Source organism: Pseudomonas sp. lyk4-R2A-8 (genome assembly GCF_030209095.1).
GTDB classification, from domain to species: Bacteria; Pseudomonadota; Gammaproteobacteria; order Pseudomonadales; family Pseudomonadaceae; genus Aquipseudomonas; species Aquipseudomonas quebecensis.
The window spans coordinates 155,245-174,930 of sequence record NZ_JARVSS010000007.1 but is presented as its reverse complement, the minus strand read 5'-3'; the positions used below and the strand labels follow the sequence as shown (position 1 = coordinate 174,930).

General features: G+C 62.4%; 21 protein-coding genes. 7 read left to right on the top strand and 14 right to left on the bottom strand.

Going from position 1 to position 19,686, the window contains the following annotated elements; genetic code table 11:
- Positions 1-251 precede the first annotated feature (251 nt).
- The 5 genes from QRN10_RS08300 to QRN10_RS08280 all read right to left on the bottom strand — a co-directional run bounded on the left by QRN10_RS08300 (position 252) and on the right by QRN10_RS08280 (position 6,745).
- Entirely contained in the window at positions 252-1,022 is a 771-nt protein-coding gene (locus tag QRN10_RS08300) for an energy transducer TonB (protein ID WP_285428163.1), read from the bottom strand.
- Positions 1,019-1,465 (bottom strand): protein TolR, encoded by a 447-nt coding sequence (tolR, locus tag QRN10_RS08295; RefSeq protein ID WP_181076844.1) that lies wholly within the window; start codon positions 1,463-1,465, stop codon positions 1,019-1,021. Before tolR ends, QRN10_RS08300 begins: the two co-directional genes overlap by 4 nt.
- 14 nt (positions 1,466-1,479) lie before the next feature.
- Positions 1,480-2,172 (bottom strand): protein TolQ, encoded by a 693-nt coding sequence (tolQ, locus tag QRN10_RS08290; protein WP_285428161.1) that lies wholly within the window; start codon positions 2,170-2,172, stop codon positions 1,480-1,482.
- Between the two features lie 63 nt (positions 2,173-2,235).
- Positions 2,236-4,101, bottom strand: a complete 1,866-nt coding sequence (locus QRN10_RS08285; RefSeq protein WP_285428160.1) for a phytase — start codon at positions 4,099-4,101, stop codon at positions 2,236-2,238.
- A 130-nt stretch (positions 4,102-4,231) separates the two neighbouring features.
- Positions 4,232-6,745 (bottom strand): TonB-dependent receptor, encoded by a 2,514-nt coding sequence (locus tag QRN10_RS08280; protein ID WP_285428158.1) that lies wholly within the window; start codon positions 6,743-6,745, stop codon positions 4,232-4,234.
- Between the two features lie 548 nt (positions 6,746-7,293).
- Between QRN10_RS08280 and QRN10_RS08275 the strand changes: the two genes are divergently transcribed.
- A complete protein-coding gene (locus QRN10_RS08275) occupies positions 7,294-8,208 on the top strand; it encodes a GGDEF domain-containing protein (protein ID WP_285428157.1) in 915 nt (304 codons plus the stop codon).
- A 1-nt stretch (position 8,209) separates the two neighbouring features.
- Positions 8,210-9,247: an AraC family transcriptional regulator gene (locus tag QRN10_RS08270; RefSeq protein WP_181076834.1), complete on the top strand. Its 1,038-nt coding sequence runs from the start codon at positions 8,210-8,212 to the stop codon at positions 9,245-9,247.
- Here QRN10_RS08270 and QRN10_RS08265 read toward each other — a convergent pair.
- From QRN10_RS08265 to QRN10_RS08245, 5 genes are all read right to left on the bottom strand, one after another.
- Positions 9,234-10,115: a LysR family transcriptional regulator gene (locus QRN10_RS08265; protein ID WP_181076832.1), complete on the bottom strand. Its 882-nt coding sequence runs from the start codon at positions 10,113-10,115 to the stop codon at positions 9,234-9,236. The two genes, QRN10_RS08270 and QRN10_RS08265, sit on opposite strands and share 14 nt — an antisense overlap.
- A 119-nt stretch (positions 10,116-10,234) precedes the next feature.
- Positions 10,235-10,852, bottom strand: coding sequence for an isochorismate family cysteine hydrolase YcaC (ycaC, locus tag QRN10_RS08260; RefSeq protein ID WP_181076830.1), 618 nt, complete (start codon positions 10,850-10,852; stop codon positions 10,235-10,237).
- 22 nt (positions 10,853-10,874) lie between these two features.
- Complete coding sequence (locus QRN10_RS08255; protein WP_253508094.1) at positions 10,875-12,713, bottom strand: amidohydrolase; 1,839 nt, start codon at positions 12,711-12,713, stop codon at positions 10,875-10,877.
- Positions 12,710-13,300: an antibiotic biosynthesis monooxygenase gene (locus QRN10_RS08250; protein WP_181076827.1), complete on the bottom strand. Its 591-nt coding sequence runs from the start codon at positions 13,298-13,300 to the stop codon at positions 12,710-12,712. Before QRN10_RS08250 ends, QRN10_RS08255 begins: the two co-directional genes overlap by 4 nt.
- A gap of 96 nt (positions 13,301-13,396) precedes the next feature.
- Positions 13,397-13,984 carry an NUDIX domain-containing protein gene (locus QRN10_RS08245; RefSeq protein WP_181076825.1) on the bottom strand — a complete coding sequence of 196 codons (588 nt, stop codon included), beginning with the start codon at positions 13,982-13,984 and terminating at the stop codon, positions 13,397-13,399.
- Between the two features lie 141 nt (positions 13,985-14,125).
- On the opposite strand from QRN10_RS08245, the gene QRN10_RS08240 reads away from it, so the two are divergent.
- Positions 14,126-15,052 carry an alpha/beta hydrolase gene (locus tag QRN10_RS08240; protein ID WP_181076822.1) on the top strand — a complete coding sequence of 309 codons (927 nt, stop codon included), beginning with the start codon at positions 14,126-14,128 and terminating at the stop codon, positions 15,050-15,052.
- A gap of 267 nt (positions 15,053-15,319) precedes the next feature.
- Here the strand turns inward: QRN10_RS08240 and QRN10_RS08235 are convergent, their stop codons facing one another.
- The 3 genes from QRN10_RS08235 to QRN10_RS08225 are packed head-to-tail and all read right to left on the bottom strand — an operon-like array spanning position 15,320 to position 16,715.
- Positions 15,320-16,060, bottom strand: a complete 741-nt coding sequence (locus QRN10_RS08235; protein ID WP_285428153.1) for a DUF72 domain-containing protein — start codon at positions 16,058-16,060, stop codon at positions 15,320-15,322.
- Entirely contained in the window at positions 16,057-16,488 is a 432-nt protein-coding gene (locus tag QRN10_RS08230) for a DNA methylase (RefSeq protein ID WP_253508099.1), read from the bottom strand. The genes QRN10_RS08235 and QRN10_RS08230 overlap by 4 nt, the downstream gene beginning before the upstream one ends.
- Before the next feature lie 2 nt (positions 16,489-16,490).
- A complete protein-coding gene (locus tag QRN10_RS08225) occupies positions 16,491-16,715 on the bottom strand; it encodes a hypothetical protein (RefSeq protein WP_253508101.1) in 225 nt (74 codons plus the stop codon).
- A gap of 195 nt (positions 16,716-16,910) precedes the next feature.
- Here QRN10_RS08225 and QRN10_RS08220 point away from each other — a divergent pair, with 195 nt between their 5' ends.
- Positions 16,911-17,414 carry a DUF4142 domain-containing protein gene (locus QRN10_RS08220; protein ID WP_181076815.1) on the top strand — a complete coding sequence of 168 codons (504 nt, stop codon included), beginning with the start codon at positions 16,911-16,913 and terminating at the stop codon, positions 17,412-17,414.
- A gap of 86 nt (positions 17,415-17,500) precedes the next feature.
- Complete coding sequence (locus QRN10_RS08215; RefSeq protein WP_181076814.1) at positions 17,501-18,061, top strand: type 1 glutamine amidotransferase domain-containing protein; 561 nt, start codon at positions 17,501-17,503, stop codon at positions 18,059-18,061.
- A 61-nt stretch (positions 18,062-18,122) separates the two neighbouring features.
- Here the strand turns inward: QRN10_RS08215 and QRN10_RS08210 are convergent, their stop codons facing one another.
- Positions 18,123-18,329 (bottom strand): PLD nuclease N-terminal domain-containing protein, encoded by a 207-nt coding sequence (locus QRN10_RS08210; RefSeq protein ID WP_181076813.1) that lies wholly within the window; start codon positions 18,327-18,329, stop codon positions 18,123-18,125.
- A 293-nt stretch (positions 18,330-18,622) separates the two neighbouring features.
- Here QRN10_RS08210 and QRN10_RS08205 point away from each other — a divergent pair, with 293 nt between their 5' ends.
- Together QRN10_RS08205 and QRN10_RS08200 are read left to right on the top strand one after the other, a co-directional pair.
- On the top strand, positions 18,623-19,096 hold the full coding sequence (locus QRN10_RS08205; RefSeq protein ID WP_181076811.1) for a PA2171 family ribosome-binding persister protein: 474 nt from the start codon (positions 18,623-18,625) through the stop codon (positions 19,094-19,096).
- Positions 19,097-19,165: 69 nt separating this feature from the next.
- Entirely contained in the window at positions 19,166-19,441 is a 276-nt protein-coding gene (locus tag QRN10_RS08200; protein WP_181076809.1) for a hypothetical protein, read from the top strand.
- Positions 19,442-19,686: the final 245 nt, after the last annotated feature.

Here is a 19,686-nt window from a genome sequence, read left to right as displayed (position 1 = left end):
GCTGACCCACCGCCATCGGGGGCAAGCCCCCTCCCACTCTGGTTACCGCTGGCCTTTGGATGGGTGTAACACCTGACGACCGAGCCGGGGACCACTGTGCTCAAGTCAACGCCGTCAAACCTGTGGGAGGGGGCTTGCCCCCGATGGGGCCTGCTCAGTCGATACCTGTGTTGCTGACCCACCGCTATCGGCCAAGCCCCATCCCACCTTGGGTTACCGCTGGTCTTAGGACTGGCGCAAGGCCCGGTCGGTCATTTGATGCGGTAGTGAAAGGTATTGCGCACCGCCGGCACGGCCACGGCCTTGCCATCAACGATCCTCGGCTGGTAGCGGAAGGTGTTGGCCGCCGTCAATGATGGGCGGATAAACAACGGGTGGCAACCGTCCAGCACTCTGGGGTTTTCCACGCGGCCCTGGGGGTTGACGGTGTACTCCACCGAGCAGTCGCCCTCGATGTTTTTGTCCAGGGCCCGTTCGGGGTATTCCGGGGCTTCCTTGCTCAATGGCATGTATTGGCGGCTGTCGAACGCCGGAGCCGAAGCAGGTACGGCGGCGCGGGCTGTTTCGGCGGCCTGGCGTTGTTGGGCCTGGCGTTGCTGTTCCTGTTCACGCTCGCGCTGTTCGCTGGCCAAGCGCTGCTGTTGTTGCTGCTCTGCTTTCTTTTCTTCGACACGCTTGCGCGCCAGGGCGGCTTTTTCGAACTTTTGTGCTTGCACACGAGGATCGACTGCGGGTTTGACCGGCGTTGGCAGTACCACCGGTTCCGGCGCTGGCGGCGTTACCGCAACCGGTTCGGGGGCCGGTACTGGGACCGGCGCCGGGGGCAGCATCACCAGTTGGGTGTGCATCACGCTCGGGGCCTCCGGCGTGGGCGGTTGTGGCGCCCAGCCCAGCATCAACAGCACCAGCACGATTACGTGCAAGGCCACCGCCAAACCGGCGGCCAGGCTATTGCGCCAGAAGCCCGAAGGCGCCGCGGAGGCCATCGGCAAGGTGGGACTGTGCATGATCATCGCCGTCATTGCGGGGCCTCGGTCACCAGCCCCAGGTTACTGACACCGCCCTTCTGCAACACCGCCATGGCAGCCACCACACGGCCATAACCGGCATTGTCGTCGGCACGGATATACACCTGGGTGTCACTGCGCGCCGCCACCACCTGCGCGACCTTGGCGCCCATTTCTTCCAGGCTCACTGCGCTGTCGGTCTGGTGCCGGGTGTCCAGTTCCTCGCCGAGGTTCCAGTAGTAGCCGCCGTCGGCCTGCACCGACAAGGTGAGGATTTGCTGGCGGGTGTCGGTGGCCAGCGCCTCGGCGGCGACCTTGGGCAGTTCGATCTTCACGCCCTGGGTCAGCATCGGCGCGGTGACCATAAAGATCACCAGCAGCACCAGCATCACGTCGATATACGGCACCACGTTCATTTCGGCCTTGGGCCCGTGCTTGCGTTGTGGCCTGACTAACATCGGAGTGCTCCTGCTCAGGCGGCCACGGCCAGGTTGATTGGCGTACCGCGCAAGGTGCGATGCAACCGCACTTGCAGCTCGTTGCCAAAGGCGTAATAGCGGGTGAGCAAGGTCTGGCTGCGCGCCGAAAAACGGTTATAGGCAATCACCGCCGGAATCGCCGCAAACAGGCCGATGGCCGTGGCGATCAACGCCTCGGCAATCCCCGGTGCCACCGTGGACAGCGTGGCCTGCTGCACCTGAGACAAGCCGAGGAACGAATTCATGATGCCCCACACGGTGCCGAACAAGCCGATATACGGGCTCACCGAGCCCACGGTGGCCAGGAACTGCAAGCCCTTTTCCAGTTCGATTTCCTGCGCGGTGATCGCCACCTGCAAGGCCCGCTCCACGCCTTCGAGCACTGCCGGATCATGGCTGTGCAGGTGCTGGTATTCCTGGACCCCAGCGATGAAGATCGGCGCCACTCCACCCTCGCCCGCCTGCAGGGTGTCGCGGTAAAGCCCCGGCAAATCCGGCACCGCGCGAAAGCGTTGCACAAACCCGTTCAACTGCCGCTCCAGACGCCGCAGCACCGTGCCGCGCTGAATAATCAGGTACCAGCTGCACAACGAGGCCAGCAGCAAAGTAATCATCACCGCCTTGACCAACAGGCTGGCGTCACTGATCAGGCCCCAGATCGTCATATGTTCCATCGTCGCGTGCATGGTGAATGTCCTCTATCGGTTTAACGTGCAGTGATTAAAAAGTCATGACTGGCTGATGACAGCTCAGGGCAGTTTCAACGTACGCGTCACATCGGCCCAGGGCACAAACTTGAAGTTCTGGGTTTGCTCAGGCATGCGCTTGCGCCCGTCCTGCACCACCAGCATGCCCTGGCTCCACGGCCCGCCGAGGTTGATGGCAGTCGCTTCCAGGCCATCGGTTTCCGACGCGCCATCGATACCGGCAGCGGCATTCAGGCCGACCCGGAAGGCACCGCGACTGGCGAACGGCGGTTCGGCATCCAGCACCAGGTAGCTGTCATTGCCCTGGCTGGAGATCACCAGGTAGTCATGCTGCGCGCTCTGGTACAGCGCCAGGCCCTCGACGTCCGCCTGCAGGTGCGCGCCGACCTTGATCACACTGGTCAATGTCGCCGGTTGATCGGCGCGGGCATCCACGGCCCACACGCCTACGTCTTCCTCGCCGATAAACAAGCGCTGGCGCTGATCGTCGGCGACGCAGCCTTCAGGTTGGCTGTCGACCTTGAACTGGCGCACCAACTCGCCCTGCACGTGACCGTCCGGGGCGCTGAGGCGGTATTGCAGGAAGGTGCCGTCCTTGCCGTTGGCAATCGCATAAAGCTCACCGCCGGCAGGCTGGAACAGGCACATGCCGTAGATCTCCTTGAGCGGCGTCGGCACCTCACCGGCCTCGCGCAACTCGCCGGTCTGCCGGTCGATGCTGAACAGGCTCAGGCTGTTGCGATCGCGATTACTCGCCACGGCCAGGTCAACCGTTTGCCGGCCGAGCTTGAAACGCGGGCGCACGTCGACGTTGTTCAAACGCCCCACCGCCAGCTCCTGCAGCAACTTGCCGTCAAGATCGTAGGCCAGCAGGCCCTGTTTTTTGTTGGTGCCCAGAACGCGGCTCTGCCCTGGGTGTTCGGGGTGAACCCAGATCGCCGGGTCATCCGCCGCATCGCCCTGGCGCCCCACCGGTTCGCTCTGGCGCAGCGCGGCGACCTCCGGCAGTACCGGCGCGACCGGCACGGGTTTGGCCTGCCAGTCGAGGGTGCCTTGGTACAGCTGGCCGTTGTCGTCATCACGTGCCAGCAATTGCCGACCGTTGATTGCCAGTTGCTCAGGCTCCTTGAGGCCGGGCAGGCGCAGGCTCGGTTGCTCCACCCAGCGCGTGCCGGTGTGCTGGAACAGATGCAGTTGCGCGGTTTTCGGGTCCAGCGCAACCATCCCCCCCGGCACGAGCGCCATGGCCCCGGCTTCACGCTTGGGATCATCGAACAGCGCCACCGGCGTGCGTTTGACCGCTGCCTCGGGATGCGCCGGGTAGGCCCACCACCCGACGTTTTCTTCGTTCACCACCAGTTGCTGCGTGGCGTCGTCCACCTGGCAGAACTGCGCCGATGGCGGCAGCGGCACCCCACGCACACGGCGGGCTTCAGCAAGCAGTGTCGAGCCGTTGCCTACCAGCCACTGCTCGCCCTTGCCCTCCTCCCCGACCAGGAACACAAACAGGTTGGCTGCCGCGTCGCGATACAGGCAAAGACCGTTCACAGGGAAGTCGCGAGGCGGCAGGTACAGCGGCTGGCTCCAAGTTTTGGCGGCGGTATCGAGGTTGACCAGCAGCGCCTGCTGGCGGTCGTTGTCGAGGCTGGCGACCACTGCCTGGGTGCCGATGGCACGTGTATCGAGGCTGCTGAAGTGACCGTTGAAACGCGCCAGTTCGGCGCCCTGGCTGTCGAGCATCTGCAGACCGTCACGCGGGCTGGCGGTGAGGCGCGTCTGACCATTGGGCAGGAACGCCACGGCTTCGGCCTTCAGACTGGGTGCCCAGGGGGTCAGGGCCAGGTAGGCGGCAGAGACATGGCCGCTGGTGGCCAGGGCGATCAGCAGGTACAGCTTGGAAATTCTCATGAACGAACAAATCCTTCGACAAAAATGCAGAACGCTGTGGGCTTGAGGGCTGCAGTGGGTCAGCTACTGATGCGTCAATTGCCAGGCCCTCATCGGGGGCAAGCCCCCTCCCACATTGGAATTGAGTGAGTTAGAAATGCGTGAAGGTCAGGCCCACTTTGTAGGTGGGGCCGTACTCTTCGTACTGGCCGTTGTAGCCGCGGTGGCCGGTGTAGACGAAGTACGACTCATCGGTCAGGTTCTGGGCCTCGAAGCTGACTTGCAGGTTCTTGCTGAGGGAATAGCGCGCGCTGAAATCGACGAAGGTCTGCGCGTCGACATGCAGGTCGTGGGCCTTGTCGTTGATCGACGCCAGCTCATACAGGTAGGCCGATTTATAGTTGGCCGACAGGCGCAGGCTGAGCTTGTCGTCTTCCCAACCAAGCATCAGGTTGCCGACGGTGTCCGACTGGCTGGGCAGGCTGATGTTGCGTTTGCGATTAGTGCCGCTGGCAGCGTCGAAACCTTCGATGCCCGCGCTGGAGCGGCTGAACGTACTGTTGGCGCCCACCAGCAGGCCGTTCCACGGCGCGGGCAGCCAGTCGAATTTCTGCGAGTAGGCCAGCTCCAGGCCATACAGCTTGGCGCTGTCGCCATTGGCGTAGGTGTGGGCCTCGGCGAAGTTGGCCCAGGCCCCGCTGCCGGCCAGGTCGGTGTTGTAGACGAAGTTCTGGATGTCCTTGTAGAACACGAACGCCGAGACGGTGCCGGCACGCCCCATGAAATGCTCGATGCCCAGGTCCAGGTTGCTCGACTCCAGGGGTTTGAGGTCCGGGTTGCCGAAGGTGGCTTCGTCATCGTCGATCACAAACCCCGGCGCCAGTTGGCCGAAAGTCGCGCGCACCACGGATTTGGTCCAGGCCGCGCGCACTTGGGTGTTCTTGTCGATCTGATAGCGCGCGTGCAGGCCCGGCAGCCAGTGATGGTAGCGGCGCCGGGTGTCGGTGGCGGTGAATTGCCCGTCGGTGGCGCCGGTGCCCTTGGCTTCGAACTCGGTGCCTTCGTAGCGCAGGCCGGCGATAAAGCGCCAGTCGTCGATATCGATCGTGTTCATCAGGTAGCCGGCGTTGATGTCTTCATGCAGGGTGAAGTCGTTGACCCGTGATTCGGTCTCGTCGTAGAAGTCCGCGCGGTTGAGGCCGCCGATCAACTGCTTGATGCCGCTGGCGCTGATGCCAGGGCCGTAGTTGCCCAGGCGATAGTCGACGTTGCCCTTCTGGAACTGCGTCAGGTTGAGCTGCTGGTCGGTAAAGCCCAGGCTGTCGAAATCCTTGTAGACCCAGGCTTGCAGGTCGTTGTCCTTGTTGCGCCGGCTGACCTTGCCGCCGAATTTGACCTGGGACGCGTAGCCGCTCAGGTCGTAGTCGCGGGCCAGGTCCAGGCGCAGGTTTTTCTCGGTGTCTTTGGTGTTCTGTTTTTCCCAGTCGACTTTGTCGAGGGTGAAGTTGGCCGGGTCGTAGAACGCGCTGCCGATGATCGGGCGCGGTTTGTCTTTGTCGTAGAAACCGCTGTCGGCGAAGTCGCCGCCGTCGAAGGTGGCGCCGGCAATGTGCGCCGGGCTGTCTTCGCTGGACTGGCTGTAGCCGGCCTGGCCGCTGAGGGTCCACAGGCCGAGCATGCGTTCGCCGCCGAACACGTAGGACTGGATCTCCTGGGTCTCTTCGCGGTTCTTGAGCTTGCGTTTGCCCTCGGCATCGCCCAACTGGCCCGGCGCCTGTGGGTCGGCAAATTCCAGGCTGGTGGAGTTGCGGGTTTCGGTGTCCGTATAGCGGCTGTAGAGGGTGCGCAGGTAGTAGCTGCTCAGGTCATCGGGCTTGTAGTCGAAGTTAAGGCCACCGCCGGCGCGTTCGCGGCTGATGTCGTAGTCGCGCTGCTCGAACTCGTTGAGCCGCGCACCGTCGGTGAAGTCCCAGGCGCCACCGGTCTCGACGTTGTCCGAGCCGAAATCACGCTTCTGCCAGCTCAGCGCCGCGGCCACGCCGAAGTTGTCGATGCCATCGCCGAGGCTGAAGCGGTTACTGGCGGCCCCGGAGAATTTGGGGCTGGTCTGACGGGTGTTCTTGTCGTAGCTGGCTTCGCTGCTGCCGGTGTAGAACAGGCCCTTGTGATCGAAGGCCGACAGGCTTTGTACGTCGACGGTGCCGCCCAGGGAATTGGCGTCCATGTCCGGGGTGAGGGTCTTGATTACCGACAGCGACTGCACCAGCTCCGATGGCAACACGTCCAGGGCCACGGCGCGGCGGGCGCTTTCCGGGGATGGCACCAACGTGCCGTTGATGGTCACGCTGTTGAGGTCCGGGCCCAGGCCGCGCACGCTGACGAAGCGCCCTTCGCCCTGGTCGCGCTCTACACTGACGCCAGGCAGACGCTGCGCCGCTTCGGCGACGTTCTCGTCCGGCAACTGGGCCACGCCGTCGGCGTGCACCACGCTCTTGATGCTGTCGGCGCTGCGCTGCTCCTTGAGCGCCTGGCTGATGGCGGCGGCCTGGCCGACCACGTCGACATGCTCGGTGGCGGCCGCGTCAGCCGCATAGAGCCGCTCGCTGGCTATCGCCAGGGCCAAGGCAGTAAGCGTGAAGCTGACGAGCCCGGTGCGCTTGTACATGCAATCCTCCCCAAGAATCCGTTCGGCGCCAGGCAAAAGGCCCGGCAACTGGGAGGGCACGCTAGGGGTGGGGGATGACGGTTCTGTGACAGCGATCGGCGTAAAGCCCTGTAAACCGCGGCTTTCAGCCATGAACTGAGATGAAATGAGCTGATATGACCTGCAAATATCCCCTGTGGGAGGGGGCTTGCCCCCGATGGCTGTCTAGCAGCCGACAGATATGCCAGCTGCCCCACCGCCATCAGGGGAATAGGTATCTACATAGCATGAGAAAATGAGGTTGTTGTGGTAAGCAGGCTCGCCCTGCGCTGGGCTGCGAAGCGGCCCCATTCCACGCGATGTGGTTTTAGCTGATACACCGAGGCGCCTGGATTTGGGGCCGCTTCGCAGCCCAGCGCAGGGCGAGCCTGCTCACCACAACAAGCCCGCTTTTTTGTGGCGCGGCGTGTTTGAGGTGAGCTGATTCGACCTTTCCCCGTTGTCATCCAACCGTCACATCCATCTGCTGTGCTGGCGCCCTTCGCTTCTTTGCCCAAGGACTCGCGGCCATGTTCTCCGTGCTCAAACCCCACCGCTGGAAACTCGCCCTGCTGCTGCTTGCCGCCAACCTGGGGCTGATGCTGCACCTGGCCTGTGGCGAGCTCAAAAGCGTCAGCGAATGGGAATGGCTGGATATCGTCGGTGAAGGCGGCTCGGCGCTGCTGGCGCTGGTGTGGCTGGGCCTGGTGCTGAAAAGCCGCCCCGCCGGACGGGTCACCAATTACCTGGTACTGGGCCTGTCGTGCATCTTCTTTTCCTGGTGGATCGACAGTCTGGACGAATTTATCCGCTTGCCCGACAGCGTCACCTGGGACCATTGGCTGGAGTCCGGGCCGATGCCGGTCGGCATGATCCTGCTGACCCTCGGCATCTACCACTGGCACCGCGAGCAACTGGCGATCAGCGCGCAAATGGAGAAACGCGAGCGGGTGTTCCGCGAACATCGGCTGTTCGACAAGCTCACGCCCCTGGGCGGTGCCGACTACCTCAAGCGTCAGTTGGCCGAGAGCCTGCAGGACAGCCGCGAGCAGGCGCAACCGCTGTCGCTGCTGGCCCTGGACCTGGATAACTTCGCGGCCATCAACCAGGCCTATGGGCATGCCGAAGGCGATGCGGTGTTGCAGGCCCTCAGCCAGTTGCTGTTGCTCAACCTGCGTCGCCAGGACCTGCTGTGCCGACTGGCCGGCGACCGCTTTGTGGTGCTGCTGCCCAATACCGGCGAGCGCCAGGCCAAGGACATTGCCGTGGAATTGCAGCAAGCGGTGCGTGGCCTGGCCCACAAGACCCGCCAACAGGGCGAGCGCCTGCAGCTGGTGGCCTCCACGGCGGTGGTGATGGCCCTGGACGAGCCACCCCACGACCTGCTCAAACGCCTTAACCTGGCCTTGGCCAAGGCCAAGCAACCCCTGCCGAAAAGTGCCTGACATGGCGATCAAAACCCGCTGGTATGAAAGCGACAGCCGCTTCATCCCTGGGCACTATCAACCCGCCACGCTGATCGACCTGGCCTTGTCGCGGGACATCGACAGCCATCGCCTGCTGCGCGGCACCGGCTTGTTTCACGAAGACATCCTGGCCGGCAACGCGCGTTTGAGCCCGCAGCAGTTTCTGGGATTGATCGGCAACAGCCGCAGGTTGCTCGACGCCGACGACAGCAGTTTTCTGTTCGGCCAACGCCTGTTGCCCGGTTACTACGGCGCCGCCAGCCACGCCCTGGGCCATGCGCAGAACCTGCACCAGGCGCTGGAGGTACTGATCCAGTTGCAGGTGCTGCTCAGCCCGCTGGTAGCGCTGCATCTGGAGTTGGACGAACACCATGCCTACCTGTACTGGCAGGACAGTTGCGGGGCGGGCGAGCACTGGCGCTTTCTGCTCGAGGCCAGCATGACTTCGCTGGTTGCCATGAGCCAATGGCTCAGCGGCCAGCGCCTGCCCTGGGCCTGCAGTTTGAGCCACGACGAGCCGCGCTACGTCGAGCAGTATTGGGTGCACCTGGGCGAAGACACCCGCTTCGCACGCCCCCTGGACATGCTGTGCATCCCCCGCGAGTACCTGGCGCAGGCCTGGCCCGGCGCCTCGGCCACCGCCGCTCAGGTTGCGCGTCAACAGGCCCGCGCACAGATCGACCAGCTCGGCTTCGCCGACAGTTTTCTCGACTGCCTCTACGATTATCTACGCGATCAGGTGCGCCAGCCGCCCAACCTGGAACAGGCGGCGCAGGCGTTCGCCATGAGCCCGGCGACCCTCAAGCGCAAACTGCACAAACACGCCACCGGTTTTCAGGAACAGGTCGACCGCGTGCGCAAACAGGTGGCCTTGCACCTGTATCAGGTCAAGGGTTATAGCAACGATGAGGTGGCGGCGTATCTGAACTTCAACGACGCGGCCAATTTCCGCCGCGCCTTCAAGCGCTGGACCGGCAGCACGCCGAGCCTGATCCGTCAGTTGTTCAACAGCCGCTAGCCAGGCGCTCGCGCAAAAACTCCACCAGCGCCTGGACCGGCCGAGAGCTTTGCCGGTGCTGCGGATACACCGCCGAGAGCGTCAAGGCCTCGGGGGCAAACGCATCCAGGACGGTGACCAGCCGCCCGTCCTGCAGGGCCTCGGCGACGATAAAAGTGGGCAGGTAGGTGACGCCTAACCCGGCAATCGCGGTGTCGCGCAGTAAATCGCCGTTGTTCACGCGCATGCGCCCGCTGACACTCAGCGCCTGCACCTTGCCTTTGAAGCGCCATTGCACTTGGCGGCCGTGGCCGTAGGGCAGGCAGTCGTGGTCGACCAGGTCTTCGGGTTTCAGCGGCGTGCCGCGCAGCGCCAGGTAATCCGGGCTGGCGCAATAGACCCGCGCGACACTGGCGATGCGCCGCGCGATCAATGTGGAGTCCTCCAGGGTGCCGATGCGCAGCACCAGGTCGTAGCCCTCGCCGATCAGGTCCACGGGACGGTCGCTGAGGTCCACCTCCACCGTGACCTGCGGATAACGCTGCAGGAACAATGGCAACAGGCAACCCAGGTGGGCAATGGCAAACGACAACGGCGCGCTGAGGCGAATGGTCCCGCGCGGCTCGCTGTTTTGCCCGGCGATGCCCTGCTCGACCTGCTCGACTTCACCGAGCAGGCGCAAGGCGGATTCGTAATAGCTCTGCCCCAGGGGCGTGACATCCAGGCGGCGCGTGGAGCGATTGAGCAAGCGCACGCCCAGTCGGTCTTCCAGCTGGATCAGGCGACGGCTGACAAACTGCTTGGACAGGCCCAATTGCTCGGCGGCGGCGGTAAAGCTGCCGGATTCCATGACCTGGCAGAACAGGCGCATGTCTTCGAAGGGGTTCATTGTCGCTTCTCGGTGGACATTTGAAGGGTTTTATAACCGGACGGTCGCAACACCACAAATAAAATGTGGGAGGGGGTAAGCCCCCTCCCACATTGATGACCTACAGACTTGAAAACCGCTTACTTGGCCGTGAACGCCGAGTAGCTGTTCATCAGGTTGCGGTAATTGGGGATACGCGGCGACAGCAGGTTGGCCAGGCCTTCCATGTCGTTGCGCCAGTCAACCTGCAGCTCGCAGGCCACGGCGAACCAGTTGACCAGTTGCGCGCCGGCGGCGGTCATGCGTGCCCAGGCGGCCTGTTGCACGGTTTCGTTGAAGGTGCCGGACGCGTCGGTGACCACGAACACGTCGAAGCCTTCGTCGAGGGCGCACAGGGTCGGGAACGCTACGCACACATCCGTCACCACACCGGCAATGATGATCTGCTTGCGACCGGTCGCCTTGACGGCCTTGACGAAGTCTTCATTGTCCCAGGCGTTGATCTGGCCAGGCCGGGCGATGTACGGCGCGTCCGGGAACAGTGCCTTGAGCTCCGGCACCAGCGGGCCGTTGGGGCCGCTTTCGAAGCTGGTGGTGAGGATGGTCGGCAGGTTGAAGAACTTGGCGACATCGGCCAGGGCCAGCACGTTGTTCTTGAACTCGTTGGGGGAGAAATCCTGCACCAGGGAAATCAGGCCGGTCTGGTGATCCACCAACAGCACCACTGCGTCATCTTTGTTCAAGCGCTTGTACGTCATGGGTTAACTCCTTGGGTTGGGATTAGAAGGCAAAGCACGAGCAGCCGAACGCGCCCCAGAAACCCTGGAAGTCGCTGACCGGCACACTGGAAAGGCGCGCCTTTTCATGGCTGTGGGCATGCACGCCGCACGGGCCGCTGCATTGGTGAACCTGGGCCTGCAACGGCGAGCTGGGGCGCCAGTGCCCCGGCACCTTGACCACCGGCGACCAGTCCGGCAGCACCGGCACGCGCGGCGGTGCGTAATCTTCGAAGTCGCCGGCGCCATACACCACCTTGCCGCCGACCACGGTCAACACCGACTCGATCCACTTGATGGCTTCTTCATCGACGCTGAAAAAATCCGCCGACAGCGCGGCGACGTCCGCCAATTGGCCGACCTTGATCTGGCCCTTCTTGCCCTGCTCCGAGGAGAACCAGGCGCTGCCATGGGTAAACAGTTCCAGCGCGGTGAGGCGCGGCAGGCCTTCGGCGTGCAGTTCCAGGCCGCCGACGGTGCGACCGCTGACCATCCAGTACAGCGAGGTCCACGGGTTGTAACTCGAGACCCGCGTGGCATCGGTGCCGGCCCCTACCGGTACGCCTTCGGCCAGCATGCGCTTGATCGGCGGCGTGGCTTCGGCCGCTTTGGCGCCGTAGCGCTCCACGAAATATTCGCCTTGGAACGCCATGCGGTCCTGGATCGCGATACCGCCGCCCAGGGCGCGTACGCGTTCGATGTTTTTCGGGGTGATGGTCTCGGCGTGATCGAAGAACCACGGCAGGCCATTGAACGGAATATCGCGGTTGACCTTCTCGAACACGTCGAGCATGCGCGAGATCGATTCGTCGTAGGTGGCGTGCAGGCGAAACGGCCAGCGCTGCTCCACCAGGTGACGCACCACCGGTTCCAGTTCCTGCTCCATGGTCAGCGGCAGGTCGGGGCGCGGTTCGAGGAAGTCTTCGAAGTCGGCTGCGGAGAACACCAGCATTTCACCGGCACCGTTGTGGCGCAGGTAGTCATCGCCCTGATGCAGGGTGACGCTGCCGGTCCAGTTCTTGAAGTCGCTGAGTTCTTCCTTGGGCTTTTGGGTGAACAGGTTGTAGGCGATGCGCACCGTCAACTGCTGGTCCTTGGCCAATTGCTCGATCACTGCGTAATCATCGGGATAGTTCTGGAAACCGCCGCCGGCATCGATGGCGCTGGTCAGGCCCAGGCGATTGAGTTCGCGCATGAACTGGCGAGTCGAATTGACCTGGTATTCCAACGGCAGTTTCGGGCCTTTGGCCAGGGTCGAATACAGGATCATCGCATTGGGCCGCGCCACCAGCATGCCGGTTGGGTTGCCATTGCTGTCGCGCACGATCTCGCCACCCGGCGGGTTCGGCGTGTCCTTGGTGTAGCCAGCCACGCGCAGAGCCGCTCGGTTGAGCAAGGCGCGGTCGTACAGGTGCAGCACGAACACCGGGGTGTCCGGCGCAGCCTGGTTGAGTTCTTCCAGGGTCGGCATGCGTTTTTCGGCGAACTGGAATTCGTTCCAGCCGCCCACCACCCGCACCCACTGCGGCGTCGGGGTGCGGTCGGCCTGGTCCTTGAGCATGCGCAGGGCATCGGCCAGGGACGGCACGCCTTCCCAGCGCAGTTCGAGGTTGTAGTTCAGGCCGCCACGGATCAGGTGCAGGTGCGAGTCGTTGAGGCCGGGGATGACCGTGCGCCCCTTGAGGTCGATAACCTGCGTTGCGCTGCCGCGCAGCGCCAGGGCTTCACCGTCGGTGCCGACGGCGACAAAGCGCCCCTGGTGAATGGCGACGGCGGTCGCACGCGGGTTTTCACGGTCCACGGTGTGGAACTGGCCATTGAACAGGATCAGATCGGCGTTCATAGGGTTTCCTTTACAGAGGCTTCGAGCCAGGGAGCGAACAGGCGTGTGGCGGCCGGCATCAGCAGGTACACCACCAGCACCACGATGGTCACGGTGACCAGGAACGTGGACACCACATAGTTGGAGAGCAAAGGATGCAGGCGTAGCACCGGGCCCCAGACGATCGGCACCAGCAAGGTCAGCGGCAGGATGACGCAAAGCGTCACCACGGCCTGCTTCCAGCGCGGTGGCTTGGCGGCGCTGTCGGCCAGCGGGGTGAACCAGAATTCATTGGCGGCGCCGATTTCGGTCTGGTCGCCATCGGCCAGCATCGGTGCGGCTTCGTCGATCAGCGCCTTGCGTTGGGGGGAGTCGAGCCAACGTTCCAGGTCATCAGTGGAGCGGTAGCGCAGCACGCAGGTAAACAGCGCGAGGCCGTCCTGCTTGCCGCGTACCACGTCGACGCCCAGGTGCCCGGGCCGTTCGCCGGCAATGCGCACGATGCGCCGCAGCCAGGCTTCGTAGTCCGCCTCAAGGCCGGGTTTGATGCGGTGTTTGACCACCAGGGTGACGATTTCGTCGGGCCCTGTCTTGGGTGCTGGTTCCATGGCGTGCCCCTCTGCTTCGAGATTTCAGCGATGAGGGGAGTTTGCCGGGGGCGGACTTGGGAAAATTGGATATACGTGCTGTGTGGATGAGGTGGCCTACCAGCCTTCTTTCAACATCCGCAACTCTAGGTGCTGCAGCAGCATGATGGTCTTGCCATCCACGATCTCGCCGCTTTGCACCATCGCCAATGCGTGTTCGAAACCCAGCTCCAGCACTTCGATGTCTTCGCCCTCTTCTTCCAGGCCACCGCCCTGGCCGACCTGGTCGGCGGGTTGGTATTCGCCGATGAAAAAGTGGATGCGCTCGGTCACCGAGCCGGGGCTCATGAATGCCGCGTACACCTTCTCGACATGCCCGACGCGGTAGCCGGTTTCCTCCTCGGCTTCCAGGCGGATGCGTTCTTCGGGACTGGCATTGTCGAGCAGGCCGGCCGCTGTTTCGATCAGGTAGCCATGGTAGTCATTAACGAATGTGGGCATGCGAAACTGGCGGATCAGCAACACGGTGCGTTGCGCACGGTTGTACAACAGGATGGTCGCGCCATTGCCACGGTCGTACACCTCGCGTGTCTGGGCCTGCCAGCTGCCATCGCGACGGCGCAGGTCGAAGCTGTATTTCTTGAGGTTGTACCAGTTGTCCGAGAGCGTTTCTTCGGCGGTGATGCGTACGGGGCTGCTGTCCATGATCGGGCCTTTGCTCAAAAGAGCAGGAGCATGTCCCGCAGCTGTCGCCAGCGTCAAGCCGGCCTACGATGGTCGAAATAGTTCCTGCCGGTGGGGAGCATCTGGTAAAAACCCTGCTTGATCCGTTGACCTGGAACGTTCATGTCGTCTCGTTTGCTGTCTCGCCTGGGCCTGCGCTGGTTTCCCCTGCTGTGCATGGCGTTATTGATCGTGGGCCTGCCGGTGGGCTGCAGTCTGCTGCAACACAAGGAGCGCGAGCTGGTGTTTCGCATCGAGCCGGGCACCGCCAGTTGGTACAGCGGCCTGCCCAAGGCAGTGCAGGAATTCGAACTCAAGCCGGCCAGCTTCAAAGCGGGGCAGAACATTCACGCCTGGTGGTACCCGGCGGCCAGCAAGGACGCGCCGGCGATCCTCTACCTGCACGGCGTGCGCTGGAACCTGACCGGGCAACTGTTTCGCATCGAGCAATTGCATGCCCTGGGTTTTTCGGTGCTGGCCATCGACTACCGGGGCTTTGGCCAAAGTCACGGCGACCTGCCGTCCGAAACCACGGTATATGAGGACGCACGCATCGCCTGGGAACGCTTCCAGGTGCTGCAACCCGATCCACGCAAACGCCTGATCTACGGGCACTCGCTTGGCGGCGCGGTGGCCATCGACCTGGCGGCGGAACTGGGCCGGCAGTCACCCGTGCCGGTACGCGGGCTGGTGATCGAATCGACCTTCACCTCCCTGGCCGATGTGGCTACGGCCGTCGCCGATACGTCGTTGCCGGTGCGCTGGCTGCTGTCGCAGAAGTTCGACTCCATCGACAAGATCGCCGACATTCGCATGCCGCTGCTGGTGGTGCACGGCCTGGACGACCGCTATGTACCGCCGCGCTTCAGCGAGCAATTGTTCGCCGCCGCCCAGCAACCCAAGCGCCTGTTGCTGGTGCCGGGTGCCAGCCATAACAACAGCATGAGCCTGGCCGGCCGCACATACCGTGAGGCCCTTGATCACCTGATGCAATCGAAGATGCCGACCCAGGCCATTACCCACTCCACAAGCCGTGACGGCGACTCTTGAGCGCTTTTCGGCACTGGGTTCGAACAGGCCTGTCAAGCGCAAACCCTGGCCATGCTGGGCCAAACCACCGGTTGATCAAATAATGACCTTCGGCGAAATCGCCAACCCCGCCGGGGTCCGGCAAAGTTATCCACAGAGATACCCACGGTTTTCGTGGACAACTCTTTTTATTTTTTTACGATTTTTTTGTGCGGTGTGGCACTTTAGGAATGATGTCCAGCGGCTTATCCACCGTGCGCAAAGTAGCTACTGTCAGATCTGACAGGTCTATCGCGCGCTGAACCCTGCCCGCTCTTGCTCAAGCAAGCACAAGGCATCATCCAGCGCGTGGCCACTGGCGGTGTTATCGAAGATGCACCACGTGGGAATACCGTCCTCGATGGACTGAGCCAGACGTTGCGCATACGCGCGCACCCGTTCGGGTCCATATGCGCTGTGGTAGATGCGTGGCGAGCCGTGCAGGCGCCAGTAGCGCACACCCTGCCAGCCGCCGGGCGCCTCGCCACCTTCCAGTACCAGCGGGTCGGCGGCGACCCGAGCGATGTGCAGGTCCTGCAGTAAGCCCTCGGCTTCAAGCCAACTGCAATGGCGAGGTTCCAGCACCACCGCGCCGAGATAGCGTTGACGCAGGGCACGAAAAAACACCGCGGCCGTCACCGGCTCGTACGCCAGCGACGGCGGCAATTGCACCAACAGACAGCCCAACGTGTCGCCCAGTCGCTGGCACTGCGCGAGGAATTCGTCCAGCGCGGTTTCGCAGTGCGCAAGGCGCAGCTCATGGGTGATGAGCTTGGGTACTTTCACCGCAAACCGAAACGTAGCCGGCACGGACTGCGCCCAGCGCGCGTAGGTCGCGGGCAGGTGTGCGCGGTAAAACGAACTGTTGATTTCCACCGCATTGAAGCGCGAGGCATAGCGTTGTAAATGCGTGCCATGGGCGGCAAACGCCGGCCACTGTTCGCGCGGCAGGCTCCAGCCGGCGCAGCCGATGTACAACGGCGCCGTCAAAACAGCACCTTGGCGGCATCGCGCATAAAGATTTCAATGGTCTTAGGCCCTACGCCCTCGAACTCGCCCAAGCGCTTTTCGAACCCATGGCGGTCAGCGCTGGCACGGCGGATATGCGTGATCCTGCCGGCGTACTCGGCGTTGAGCTTGGCGCTCAGGTCCAGCAGGCGCTGGGCCGTGCTCTCGTCATATCGCACGTAGTGGGCACGCCCAAGCATCGACACCAGCTCGCGCGATGTGCAGTGCTGCAACTTGCGCGGCGTGTCACGCCCGTGCTCCTCGACGATCACCTTGTACGCCTGCGCCGCAATGGGCGCCTGGATTCGCTTGCCCATCAGAAAGCTGGCGACAAACCACTTGAACAGGCTGGCGTCATCCTCGGGCTTGAGGTCGATGCCCAGCTCGGCCGCGCTGATCGCTTTGGCCATGCTCAGTGGCCCAATTTGCGCTCAGCCTTGGCGGCCTGCTCATTGATCGCATCGGTCTGGCGCTCGGTGTCCTTGATGGAGGTGGGTGTGAGCACCTTGTCGACCTTTTCGGTGTTGGGATTGGGGCGCTCCAGGGTCTGTCCCTTGACGGGAGTGTCCGTACCTTTCTGCGCCTCTTCGGAGCTGACGGGGGTGGGGGTTTTGTCGGCGTTTTTAAGGTCGGTCATGGGGAATTCTCCTGAGATTGAAGAGCCGGCATCACGCGCCGGACTCATTCAGCAGAGCCTGGGGCATTTCGATAGTTCAAGGAAATTGCCCAGCCAAACCGTTGGTGAAAAAAGCGCAAAAAAATTTAAACCTTTTGCGTGCGTGCCGGCTCAACACCCAGGTAGCGACACTCGTCATTCACAAGGAGAGACACCATGACTACCAAGCTGATGAAACAGATGGGCCTGACTTTTGCGCTGGTTGCCGGTTCGATGTCCGTTGCCTTCGCCGCCACCTCCAACGACTTCGTGGACAACGCTGCGCAAAGCGGTATCACCGAAGTCGAAGCCGGCAAACTGGCCTTGCAGAAAAGCAGCTCGGCTGACATCAAAACCTTCGCCCAGCACATGGTGGATGATCACACCAAAGCCAACCAGCAGCTGATGGCCCTGGCCAAAAAGCATGACCTGGAAGTGCCGGACGACGCCGCACTGATGGACAAGGCCAAGAAAGCCATCCTGGAAATGCGTGACGAGTCCTTCGACAAGGCCTACGCCAATAACCAGGTGAACGCCCATGAAGAAGCCGTGGAGCTGTTCAAGAAAGAGGCGAGCTCGTCTGACAATGCCGAGCTGAAAGCTTTCGCCACCGAGAAGCTGCCGACCCTGGAAAAACACCTGCAAATGGCCAAGGAGCTGCAAAGCAAATACGCCAAATAAAGAGCGCGATCAGCCCTGCGCATGAATACGGCGCGGGGCTTTTTACGTGCGGATATTGATGCCCCTCAGACAGGAGACACGCGATCATGAGTACATCACTCAACGGTAAGAACATCCTTATCATCACCTCCAATACCGGTATTGAACGCGACGAACTGGTCAAGCCGCTGGAAGCGTTGCGCGGTTTCGGCGCCAATGTCACTCACGCCTCCAGCAAGGGTGGCACCACCCAGACATTTGTAGGCGACACCGAAAAGGACAAGACGGTAGAGTCCGATGCGCAACTGTCGGATGTGGTCAGCCAGGATTTCGATGCGCTGGTGATTCCCGGCGGCACGGTCAACGCCGACACCCTGCGCCAGGACGCGGCAGCGCTACGCCTGATCAAAGACTTTGCCGACGCCGGCAAGACTATCGCCGCCATCTGCCACGGCCCGTGGACGCTGATCGACGCGGGCGTGATCAAAGGTAAAACCCTCACCTCCTACAAGAGCGTGCGCATCGACCTGGAAAACGCCGGTGCGGCAGGCTGGGTGGATGAGCAGGTCAAACAATGCACGGCCAATGGCTGGACCCTGATCACCTCGCGCACGCCGGATGATCTGCCGGCCTTCAACGACGCGATTGCCAAGGCATTGGCCGGCTGATCAGTGGATCGTTAAAAAAACAGGCGCCCCATGGGGCGCCTGTTTGCTGTACAGCGGATGCTCAGTGTTTATCCTGCTGCGGCATCTCGCGCTTAGGCCCGAACATTGCCCACGCAATCAACCCCAGCAACGGCACGAAGATCAGGATGATCAGCCACAACCCCTTGGTTTCCCAGCCGCTGGTGCTGCGCAGCACGGCATTGATCGCCCACAATTCCAACAGCAGCACAACCACCGCCAACCCGATCCAGACATATTCTAATTGCATGTTTCACCTCCTGAGGTCTAAGGCTTAGGTCAACCGGTTGCGCCCAGGGTTCCATCGGATTTTTATGCGTGCCTCCAGCACCCCGCACGCGCCTCTCGGTTCGGTGCGGCGTAATGCAAGGTAACCGGTGCCGGACCATGCAAGCTGCACGATCGCGCCTCGCGTTGATGTCGTCTAACTTGCTGATTAAAAACATCTTTATGCAAAAGCCTAAGTTGGTACGGCTGATGCAACAGCCTGACGGACGAGGCGCGCACTTCGACGCGCCCGAATCCTATCCGTGAGGTTTCACCATGAATGCCATCGACCTGCTCAAAGCCGACCACGAACGCGTCAAGGCACTGCTGACCCAGCTGAGCGAATCCACCGAGCGCGGCGTGAAAAAGCGTACTGAGCTGCTGGCCAAGCTCGAAATGGAGATCACCCTGCACACCAAGCTTGAAGAGGAAATTCTCTACCCGGCCTTCCGCAAAGCGGGTGGCAAAGAGCAGGACATCATGTACCACGAAGCCAAGGAAGAGCACCGCACCGTCGACAGCCTGGTGCTGCCTGATCTGAAGCAGACCGAGCCGTCCACCACCGAATTTTCCGGGCGTGTGAAAGTGGTCAAGGAACTGCTGGAGCACCATATCGAAGAAGAGGAAACCGAGATGTTCCCCCAGGCCCGCAAGCTGCTGGGCAAGGCGCAGCTGGAAGAGCTCGGCGCCGCGATGGAGGCCATGAAGGCCGACTATAAAAAAACCATGACCAAGCCGATGGCCGCCTAACCGCCGGCCGGACCACGGGCCACCCTCCAGGGGCCCGGGGTTTGTGCAATGACATAAGGGGATCGCGTCATGAAGACCACCACGTCCCGCAGGATCGCACTTTCCGTCTGCCTGTCGGCGCTGCTCGCCGGCCCCGTCCTTGCGGCATTCGGCGATAACAACAGCGCAGCCGGTTCGGCACTGCCGCCGGGCAACTACCCCAGCAGTCCCAGCAGCGCCTCCAGCACTGGCAACAGCGACAGCAAACACACCGACGACAGCCCCCGCAAACAGCCTCAGAAAAAAGCCCCCAAACCTGCCGAAACTTCCAAAGAGCGCAAGGACAAAGCGCGTTCAGGTAACTGACGGGTTATTTGCGGTTGTAGGGCGATTCAAATGTGAGGGTGCGATTTGCTTGCGTTAACCATAGGTGTCTACACAGCTTCGGTGAAAACCTGATCTGACAAATAACTCCGTGGTTATCGGCGCAAGTCGCACCGCCCCTCTCACAGGTTCGAGCGCAGCACCGCCATTGGAACCCTCGGCATGCATTGTCCACACAGGTGAATCTCCCTTCACAGTGAAGACACCTGCATGCGTACAGCTCAATC

Coding starts and splice junctions, on each gene's coding strand:
- QRN10_RS08275 (WP_285428157.1), top strand. CDS start 7,294: ATGTTCTCCGTGCTCAAACCCCACCGCTGGAAACTCGCCCTGCTGCTG.
- QRN10_RS08230 (WP_253508099.1), bottom strand. CDS start 16,488: ATGGCCAAAGCGATCAGCGCGGCCGAGCTGGGCATCGACCTCAAGCCC.
- QRN10_RS08220 (WP_181076815.1), top strand. CDS start 16,911: ATGACTACCAAGCTGATGAAACAGATGGGCCTGACTTTTGCGCTGGTT.
- QRN10_RS08215 (WP_181076814.1), top strand. CDS start 17,501: ATGAGTACATCACTCAACGGTAAGAACATCCTTATCATCACCTCCAAT.
- QRN10_RS08200 (WP_181076809.1), top strand. CDS start 19,166: ATGAAGACCACCACGTCCCGCAGGATCGCACTTTCCGTCTGCCTGTCG.
- QRN10_RS08240 (WP_181076822.1), top strand. CDS start 14,126: ATGTCGTCTCGTTTGCTGTCTCGCCTGGGCCTGCGCTGGTTTCCCCTG.
- tolR (WP_181076844.1), bottom strand. CDS start 1,465: ATGTTAGTCAGGCCACAACGCAAGCACGGGCCCAAGGCCGAAATGAAC.
- tolQ (WP_285428161.1), bottom strand. CDS start 2,172: ATGCACGCGACGATGGAACATATGACGATCTGGGGCCTGATCAGTGAC.
- QRN10_RS08245 (WP_181076825.1), bottom strand. CDS start 13,984: ATGGACAGCAGCCCCGTACGCATCACCGCCGAAGAAACGCTCTCGGAC.
- QRN10_RS08270 (WP_181076834.1), top strand. CDS start 8,210: ATGGCGATCAAAACCCGCTGGTATGAAAGCGACAGCCGCTTCATCCCT.
- QRN10_RS08205 (WP_181076811.1), top strand. CDS start 18,623: ATGAATGCCATCGACCTGCTCAAAGCCGACCACGAACGCGTCAAGGCA.
- QRN10_RS08210 (WP_181076813.1), bottom strand. CDS start 18,329: ATGCAATTAGAATATGTCTGGATCGGGTTGGCGGTGGTTGTGCTGCTG.
- QRN10_RS08280 (WP_285428158.1), bottom strand. CDS start 6,745: ATGTACAAGCGCACCGGGCTCGTCAGCTTCACGCTTACTGCCTTGGCC.
- QRN10_RS08255 (WP_253508094.1), bottom strand. CDS start 12,713: ATGAACGCCGATCTGATCCTGTTCAATGGCCAGTTCCACACCGTGGAC.
- QRN10_RS08225 (WP_253508101.1), bottom strand. CDS start 16,715: ATGACCGACCTTAAAAACGCCGACAAAACCCCCACCCCCGTCAGCTCC.
- ycaC (WP_181076830.1), bottom strand. CDS start 10,852: ATGACGTACAAGCGCTTGAACAAAGATGACGCAGTGGTGCTGTTGGTG.
- QRN10_RS08285 (WP_285428160.1), bottom strand. CDS start 4,101: ATGAGAATTTCCAAGCTGTACCTGCTGATCGCCCTGGCCACCAGCGGC.
- QRN10_RS08265 (WP_181076832.1), bottom strand. CDS start 10,115: ATGAACCCCTTCGAAGACATGCGCCTGTTCTGCCAGGTCATGGAATCC.
- QRN10_RS08250 (WP_181076827.1), bottom strand. CDS start 13,300: ATGGAACCAGCACCCAAGACAGGGCCCGACGAAATCGTCACCCTGGTG.
- QRN10_RS08300 (WP_285428163.1), bottom strand. CDS start 1,022: ATGACGGCGATGATCATGCACAGTCCCACCTTGCCGATGGCCTCCGCG.